Annotated in this window: 10 protein-coding genes; all 10 read left to right on the forward strand. The window is 43.0% G+C overall.

The genetic code is table 11. The annotated features are described in order from the left end of the window. On the forward strand, positions 1 to 620 hold a 620-nt coding region (locus tag WC955_12280), incomplete at its 5' end, for a TSCPD domain-containing protein (GenBank protein MFA5859830.1). A gap of 54 nt (positions 621 to 674) precedes the next feature. Beyond that, positions 675 to 1247, forward strand: coding sequence for a dCTP deaminase (gene dcd / locus WC955_12285; GenBank protein ID MFA5859831.1), 573 nt, complete (start codon positions 675 to 677; stop codon positions 1245 to 1247). 8 nt (positions 1248 to 1255) lie between these two features. Then, complete coding sequence (locus WC955_12290; protein ID MFA5859832.1) at positions 1256 to 2392, forward strand: diguanylate cyclase; 1137 nt, start codon at positions 1256 to 1258, stop codon at positions 2390 to 2392. 14 nt (positions 2393 to 2406) lie between these two features. Then, complete coding sequence (locus WC955_12295; GenBank protein ID MFA5859833.1) at positions 2407 to 3567, forward strand: GuaB3 family IMP dehydrogenase-related protein; 1161 nt, start codon at positions 2407 to 2409, stop codon at positions 3565 to 3567. 4 nt (positions 3568 to 3571) lie between these two features. After that, positions 3572 to 5107 (forward strand): glutamine-hydrolyzing GMP synthase, encoded by a 1536-nt coding sequence (gene guaA, locus WC955_12300; GenBank protein MFA5859834.1) that lies wholly within the window; start codon positions 3572 to 3574, stop codon positions 5105 to 5107. Between the two features lie 45 nt (positions 5108 to 5152). Continuing rightward, positions 5153 to 5788 (forward strand): DUF47 family protein, encoded by a 636-nt coding sequence (locus tag WC955_12305; GenBank protein MFA5859835.1) that lies wholly within the window; start codon positions 5153 to 5155, stop codon positions 5786 to 5788. Beyond that, complete coding sequence (locus tag WC955_12310; protein MFA5859836.1) at positions 5789 to 6796, forward strand: inorganic phosphate transporter; 1008 nt, start codon at positions 5789 to 5791, stop codon at positions 6794 to 6796. A 31-nt stretch (positions 6797 to 6827) separates the two neighbouring features. Then, positions 6828 to 7715: a phosphoribosylaminoimidazolesuccinocarboxamide synthase gene (locus tag WC955_12315; protein ID MFA5859837.1), complete on the forward strand. Its 888-nt coding sequence runs from the start codon at positions 6828 to 6830 to the stop codon at positions 7713 to 7715. Between the two features lie 23 nt (positions 7716 to 7738). After that, positions 7739 to 8242 carry a phosphoribosylformylglycinamidine synthase subunit PurS gene (locus WC955_12320; protein ID MFA5859838.1) on the forward strand — a complete coding sequence of 168 codons (504 nt, stop codon included), beginning with the start codon at positions 7739 to 7741 and terminating at the stop codon, positions 8240 to 8242. Positions 8243 to 8273: 31 nt separating this feature from the next. Then, positions 8274 to 8712 (forward strand): phosphoribosylformylglycinamidine synthase (locus WC955_12325; GenBank protein MFA5859839.1); only part of this gene is annotated, 439 nt, incomplete at its 3' end.

The following is an 8712-nucleotide window of genomic DNA, read 5'->3' on the forward strand; positions in this document are numbered from 1 at the left end:
AACCGCGGTTACGCCCGAAGATGACTCACGGGTACACCATGAAAATGCGTACGGGTTGCGGGAATATGTACGTAACAATTAATGAAGATGAACACGGCCCATGCGAGATATTCACACAGTTAGGTAAGTCCGGCGGATGTACGATGTCTCAGTCGGAAGCTGTTGCGCGGTTGGTATCCTTGGCATTACGCGCGGGGATTAACCCTATGGAGATAATTGAGCAACTGCGCGGGATACGCTGTCCATCACCGGCGTTCCAGGAAGGTAAAGCTGTGCTTTCCTGTCCCGATGCAATGGCACGGTCGTTAGAGGATTATTTAAAAGAACGGAGTTTACCGTCGTTATTCAACGGGAAAAAGGGTGAGGATATTCCAGGTGCTTCAAACATAATGAACGCATTAGCGGCAGCAGCGTCGTCATCATTGGCAGTACCCGCGGGGAATAATCCTAATTCCGGTACCGGTGTTAATAAGGCACAGGGCGGGAATGTGTTGAATGCAGCTAAGAGAAAAGGTAATGCTGAAGGTATGTGCCCGGAATGCCCGGAATGCGGTAATATGCTGGAGTTCGGTGAAGGTTGTGTTAAATGCCATGATTGCGGATACTCAAAATGCGGGTAAGTAATACGTTAATATTTGTTTCAGAGGTTGTTTTAAAAACTTATAGAAGATTGTATGACAAGCATAAAATCCGATAGCTGGATTAAACGGATGGCGTTACACCATAAAATGATAACGCCGTTCGTTGAAAACCAAACGGACAAAACCGTGATTTCATACGGTGTGTCTTCGTACGGTTATGACATGCGGCTGGCGGATGAGTTCAAGGTGTTCTGTAAAAACAAAAACAGTGTATCCGATCCCAAGATAGTTAACCCTAATAGTTTTAAAGAGTATAAAGGCAGTGTTTGTGTAATCCCGCCGAATTCGTTTATCCTGGGAAGGAGCTACGAGTATTTCCGTATTCCCCGTAAAGTACTGTCGGTATGTTTCGGGAAGTCTACCTATGCGAGGAATGGTGTATTGGTTAATGTCACACCGCTGGAGCCTGAATGGGAAGGGTATGTGACGATATCAATCTCTAATACTTCGCCGGTACCCGTGAAAGTATACGCGTTTGAAGGTATTGCCCAGGTGTTATTCCTGGAAAGCGATAGTTCCTGCGCGGTATCTTATGCGGATAAAAAAGGAAGGTACCAGGCACAAAAAAAAATTACGGTTTCAAAAACTGAGAAAAAAAGGTTATGAGTTAGTATATGCCAAAAAATAAAAAGATTGAGTCACTCGAAAACCTTGAAGAGCAAGGGTATCGGCTGGTAGACATCGCGGCGGGGGATGTTAATCTGCCGGTAGAGAAACAATACGTTGTTGCGGAGATTAAGTTAGAAAAACGCGGGACTTTCTATAGTGACCTCGTGAATTCTTTAACCTCACAGGTATTTGAAGAAAGTGTGGCGAAACAGTACTGGCAGGAAATATTGATGCATAAATATCTTGTCAGTGAAAAATTAAGCCGTAACATTGGTATTCGTGTCGCTGCACTGGATTATCTTGAGAATATAAAAAGAATAATTAAAACTCCGAGGATTGTATCGGAGAAAGAGTATAGTAAAACCGTTAAACTCGCAACTACGGATACGCTTACCGGGTTGTATAACCGCCACTATTTTTTGGGGCAGATGGAAGGCCTTGAGAATGAGTACCGTAAACTAGCAGCACAGGCAGTGGTAAAAAAGTTTTGCGTTATGCTCATGGATATGGATAACTTCAAGAAATATAACGATACTGAAGGCCATCCTGCGGGGGATATTGTCCTCCACGAACTTGCAAGTGTTCTAACATCGGTATTTAGGAAAGATGAAACTTTATGCCGTTGGGGCGGGGATGAGTTTATTGTGTTATTACCTGACACGGATAAGCATGCGGCAAAAGTGTTGGCTGAAGAGTTAAGGCAAAAAGTTGTGCGTGAGTTCAAGGATTATAATATTACTTTGAGTATAGGCCTTGCTGAATTTCTTGTGGATGCCGGGGATAGTGATAGTTTGGTAGAACGCGCGGATGAACTTTTATACCGCGTAAAGGAGTTTGGAGGGAATAAAGTCGCTGCGGCAACTGTTGCGGAGTTTGTGTTTTTACCGGAAGCGTATAAGTTTACTGAAAAAATTTATAAAGCTGCAGTTACCGGCGACTTCAACGCATGGGATAAACGCCGTAATGTATTGAAGTATGATGAAATAAGAAAAGTGTGGAACGGTACCGTAGTACTAAAACCCGGGAATTACAGGTATAAGTTTGTAGTTAATGATTCCAAATGGTTCGCTGATACCGGGAATAATAACCAGACGGATGACGGGTTTGGCGGGCAGTGTTCTGTAATAACAATAGAGATATAGGAGGATATTTATTTATGCCGTTGTTTATTGGGCGTGACCGTGAAGCACGGCGTGCGTATGGTTTTGATGAAGTAGCAATAGTTCCCGGGGAGTGTACGCTTGACCCGGATGAGATTGATATTACCACAAAAATCGGGGATATTGAACTTAAGATACCGTTTCTCGCATCTGCAATGGATGGCGTAGTAGACGCAAAGTTCAGTGCGGCGTTCAGCAAGCTTGGCGGCCTTGCGGTGTTAAACCTTGATGGTATACATTCACGGTATGAGAATACTGATGAAATATATAAACAAATTGCGGAAATACCGCCGGCTGAAGCTACCAAATTTGTGCAGCAGCTTTACCGCAAGCCTGTGAAGGAAGAACTTATCGCAAAAAAAATTAAGGAAATTAAGAAACTTAAAGGTATCGCTGCAGTGTCTACGGTCCCGCAGAACGCTGCGAAGTACGCAAAGATTGTGCAGGACGCTGGTGCTGATGTTTTTGTTATCCAGGCAACAGTATTGACCACAAAGTTTATCTCCACAAAAGTTAAGACGTTGAATTTAAAAAAACTTATTGGTGAACTTAAGATTCCGGTAATCCTTGGTAACTGTGTGAGTTATCAAACAGCGTTAGCGTTAATGGAAACCGGGTGCGCGGGCCTACTCGTAGGTATTGGCCCGGGGTCGGCGTGTACTACCCGCGGGGTGTTGGGTATCGGTGTGCCGCAGGTGACCGCAACAATTGATTGCGCTGCAGCACGGGATTTTTATTTTAAAAAAACAGGGCGTCATGTTGCAGTGATTACCGATGGCGGGATGAATACCGGCGGGGATATATGTAAAGCTTTTGTTTCTGGTGCGGATGCTGTAATGATCGGCAGTGCGTTCGCTAAAGCTAAGGAAGCGCCGGGGTATGGGTATCACTGGGGTATGGCAACACCGCATCAGTATCTTCCCCGGGGTACACGGATATATGTAGGTACTACCGGTACGTTGGAGCAAATACTTATGGGGCCTGCAAATACGGATGACGGGACACAGAATATTGTTGGTGCGTTACGCACGTGTATGGGCAGTGTCGGAGCAGGGAATGTGAAGGAACTGCAGTTGGTGGAACTTATCATTGCGCCGGATATTAAGTCAGAAGGTAAGCTATACCAGAAAGCGCAGAAGATTGGTATGGGAAAGTAGTGTTATGATCATAATCCTGGATTTTGGTTCGCAGGTAACACAACTTATTGCACGGCGGGTGCGTGAGATGAAAGTTTATTGCGAAATCCTACCGTTTCATACAAGCGCTGAAGTTATCAAGCGTAAGCCTCAGCTTGAAGGTGTTATACTTTCCGGCGGGCCGTCAAGCGTATACGAAAAAGGCGCACCGCGATGCGGGAAGGAATTGTTTGAACTAGGCGTACCTGTATTGGGTATATGTTATGGCATGCAGTTAATGGGTTATGTTTTGGGAGGTAAGGTTAAACACGGGAAAAAACGTGAGTTTGGCCATACACAGATTACATTAAGTAAAAACGCGGGGACACAGTTATTTACGAAACTGCCCCGTAGGTTTATCGTATGGATGAGCCACGGTGATATTGTTACTAAACTACCTCCTGGTTTTGTTTCATTAGCAAAAAGTGCGCATTCGCCCTATGCTGCAGCAGGGGATGTTAAGCGTAACCTCTACGGAGTACAGTTTCATCCTGAGGTTAAACACACACCGTTGGGACGTGAGATCCTGCAGAATTTTGTATTAAAAATATGTAAAGCCCGGCAGTCGTGGAATATGAAATCGTTTGTACAGAGGGAAACTGCGGAAGTACGGCGTATAGTTGGTGATAATAAAGTTATCTGCGCGTTAAGCGGCGGGGTGGATTCATCGGTAGTGTCATTATTGGTGGACCGCGCGATTAAAAGGCAACTGGAGTGCGTGTTTGTGGATAATGGCCTCTTGCGCTGGGGTGAGAAAGAAAGGGTACAGAAAGTTTTTGGACGGAGGTTCGGGAATAGGTTGCATATCATAAATGCGGAGAATGAATTCCTCAGAGCGTTAGCCGGGGTAACTGATCCTGAGAAAAAACGTAAAATTATCGGGCATAAGTTCATAGAGATATTCGAACGTGAAGCCAGGAAGTTTAAGGGGATTAAGTATCTTGTACAGGGAACGTTGTATCCTGACGTTATTGAAAGCGTATCCGTAAAAGGGCCGTCCGCTGTGATTAAGTCACACCATAACGTCGGCGGATTACCTGAGAAAATGAAACTTAAACTTATTGAACCCGTACGGTTCCTGTTCAAGGATGAAGTACGTGAGTTAGGTAAGGAAATAGGTTTGCCTGATGAAATACTTTACCGCCAGCCTTTCCCCGGGCCGGGCCTTGCAGTACGCGTGCTTGGCGAGATAACAAGAGAAAGGTTAGTGATTGTGCGCCATGCGGACCGTATTGTAGAGGAAGAAATTGTTAATGCCGGGTTATACCACAAGTTATGGCAGTCCTTTGCTGTGTTATTACCCGTAAAAACTGTGGGCGTTATGGGTGACGCCAGGACGTATGATAATGTTATAGCAGTACGCGCGGTGGAGTCCGTTGATGCGATGACTGCGGATTGGGCAAAATTGCCGTATAACGTTATGGGGCGGATAGCTAACCGTATCATCAACGAAGTACGGGGTGTTAACCGCGTAGTATACGATATATCATCAAAACCGCCGGCTACGATTGAATGGGAATAATTGAAATATAAAAACAGTGGTTTATTAATAGATTAAGGAGTAGATATGGGATTTAATTTAATGCCGAAAGATGAAAATTTTCAGGGAATGTTTTCGCGTACGTCAAAAAATGTGGTGGAAGCTGCGAAAACGTTTCATCAACTAGTGAAAAACTGGGATGCAGGAAGCCCGTTGATTGACAAAATCCATGAGATCGAACACGAAGGCGATCTTATCCGGCACGAGTTGGTAGACAAACTCAATCGCACGTTTATCACGCCGATCGACCGCGAAGATATATACGCGCTTAGCGGCGAGCTGGATGATATTATCGATATGATTCAGGCTGTTATGGACCGTATGAAAATTTATCGTATAAGAAAAATTGATGACGGGTTGGTAAAACTTGCCGAGATATTGGAACGATCGGCAGTACTAGTGGATAAAGCGATATGTGAGATGGACGACAAGAAAAAAGTTACCCGCGTAATGGATTATTGTATTGAAATTAACCAGTTGGAAAATGAAGGCGATAATATGTTTAAAAAACTTTTAGCCGACCTTTTTGACGGTGATGACGCGTCAAAAAACCCGTTGGAAGTTATTAAATGGAAGGAAACATATGAAGCAGTAGAAGCGGCATTGGATAAATGCGAGAACGTGGCGTGTACAATCGAAAGTATCGTCGTAAAGGGGAATTAAATGGATTTTTTCCTTATACTTTTTTTAGTATTTTTAGCGTTAACGTTTGATTTCCTTAATGGCTTCCATGATTCTGCGAATTCCATCGCAACAGTAGTGTCAACCCGTGTGTTATCTCCGAAGTATGCGGTTATGTGGGCTGCGTTTTTCAATTTTATTGCGTTTCTGTTTTTTGGGTTACATGTTGCAAACACGATCGGGAAAGGGATAATTGATATCACAATCGTTGATAAATATGTGATTTTTGGGACTCTTATGGGTGCATGTATTTGGGATCTTATCACTTGGTGGTTGGGTTTACCAACGAGCTCGTCACACGCTTTGATCGGAGGATTAATCGGAGCGGCTTTAGTAAAAACTGGCCCCAAGGCGTTGGTAATGAGCGGGATAATAAAAACAGTAGCATTTATTTTTATATCTCCTGTATTTGGTTTTTTACTGGGATTTGTGTTTTGTTATGTCATTTACATGATATTCAGGAAGTTTAATCCTACAAGGATTGACAATATATTTCGTAAAGGACAGTTAGTCTCCGCTGCGTTATACAGCCTCGGACATGGAGGCAATGACGCGCAAAAAACTATGGGTATAATCGCAAGCCTGCTTTTCAGCGCTGGATATCTCGGCTCACATTTTTACGTACCTTTTTGGGTCGTAATCACCTGCCACGCTGCAATAGCATTAGGTACAATGTTCGGTGGATGGAAAATAGTGAAAACCATGGGTCAAAAAATTGTTAAGTTAAAACCGGTAGATGGTTTTTGCGCAGAAACTGGCGCTGCTATGATGCTGTATATTGCGTCGGGATTTGGGATACCCGTGAGTACCACACATACAATCACAGGTTCAATAATGGGAGTTGGATCGGTACGAAGGTTCAGCGCAGTGAAGTGGGGTGTGGCGGGACAAATTGTGTGGGCATGGTTACTGACTATCCCAATAGCTGCGTTGATTAGCGCAGGGTCTTACGCTTTAATAATTTTTGTACGTTCAATGATTATCAAGTAAATAAAAGCTGGTTTGGAGGGTATTATTCACAATGGTAAATGAGTTGGTACAGTCAGACTTAAAGACAATAAAACTGTTATTCCGCGGGAAAGTGCGTGATGTATACGATCTGGAGGATAAATTATTGATTGTTGCGACTGACAGGATTTCTGCGTTTGATTATATTCTCCCGACACCTGTTACGGGTAAAGGAAAGATATTGACCAGGATGTCAGTTTTTTGGTTCCACAAACTCGCTGGTGTTGTTGAGAACCATTTGATTGAAACTGATGCTGCGAAGTATCCTGAACAGTTACGTGAGTACGAGGAACAGTTAGAGGGGCGTTCAATGCTTGTAAAGAAAGCTAGGCGTATCAACGTTGAATGCGTAGTCCGGGGTTATCTTGCGGGGTCTGCATGGAAAGAATACCAGAAAACGGGTACTGTCTGCGGGATCGCTCTACCTTCCGGGATGAAAGAATCACAGAAAATAGAGAATCCTATCTTTACCCCAGCATTAAAGTCAATGTCAGGGCATGATATTAATGTGTCTGAACAGGAAGTTATTAATAATGAAGGATACGAAATTGCTAAGTTTTTGAAGGATACAAGTTTGGAGTTATACTCAACCGCGCGGGATTATGCCGATACAAAAGGGTTAATCCTTGCGGATACAAAATTTGAGTTTGGCATTCTTGAAGGTAAAACTGCGCCGATACTTATTGACGAAGTACTGACACCTGATTCATCAAGGTATTGGGAAAAAGATAAGTATGCTGTTGGGCAATCACAGGAAAGTTTTGATAAGCAATTTGTGCGGGATTACCTTGAATCCATAAAATGGGATAAACAACCGCCGGTACCGTCTCTGCCGGAAGAGATTGTTAAAAAAACGTTAGAAAAATATGAGGAAGCGTATAAGAGGTTAATCGGGAAGTAAGTGATGGGAGAGAAAAAATAATTATGGCGCAAAACAGTAAGTATTTAATTGAAATCGTACCCAAGGTATTATCTTCATCAGCGTCTATGGTTAAGAGTATTGAAGATTTGCAGGTAAACGGTGTTACCGCAGTGTACGTTTCAACACTTTATATGGTATACGGTGAACTCTCAACGAGTGATGCAAAACGTTTAGCTGCGGAATTATTAACGGATCCTATCACCCAGAATTATATTATCACCTCACCGGATGATGTGAAACCCGGGACAAAAAGTTCTGCGCATAACAACAATAAATCCGCAATTAAGGATGAACACGTGGTGGAAACATGGTACAAACGCGGTGTTACTGATGCTGCGGGGGAGAGCGTGGTGAAAGCCGCTGAGGATCTCGGTATAAAAAAAGTTGTTTTTGTATCTACCGGTCAAAAGTTTGTGCTTAAAGGATCGGTTAAGTTAGTGCAGATGCAGCTTATCTGCCGGAAGTTATTGGTGAATACTGTTATCCAGGAATTTAAACTGGCGTAATAATTTATTAGTAAAGGATATGCATAAAAAAATGGTGACAAATAAAGTGGTCAACAAAAAGAAAAAGGTTGTGCCTAAGAAGCCGGTAGTGAAAATCGAACCTAAGGTTTTAGTGGAAGATATTGATGTCCTCAAAGCTAATGATAAACAGTTGGTTGAGATCAGTAACAAAAACTTATTGGCGTTGACCTTAGCTGAGATGAAAGTTGTTCAGCAGTATTTCCGGGGTAAACAGCGGAATCCTACTGATATTGAACTTGAAACCATTGCGCAAACATGGTCTGAGCATTGTAAACATAAAACTCTTACCGGTGTGGTGGAGTATCAGTACTACGAAAAAGGTAAGTTAAAGAAAAAAGTGTTTGATAACCTCCTGAAGTCTACAATCGCAAGGGCAACTAAAGAACTTGACCGCAGCTGGTGTATTTCCGTATTCAAGGATAATGCTGGGATTATTGAGTTTAATAAAG

The sequence above is a fragment of the Elusimicrobiota bacterium genome (genome assembly GCA_041658405.1).
In the GTDB taxonomy this organism is placed as follows: domain Bacteria; phylum Elusimicrobiota; class UBA5214; order JBBAAG01; family JBBAAG01; genus JBBAAG01.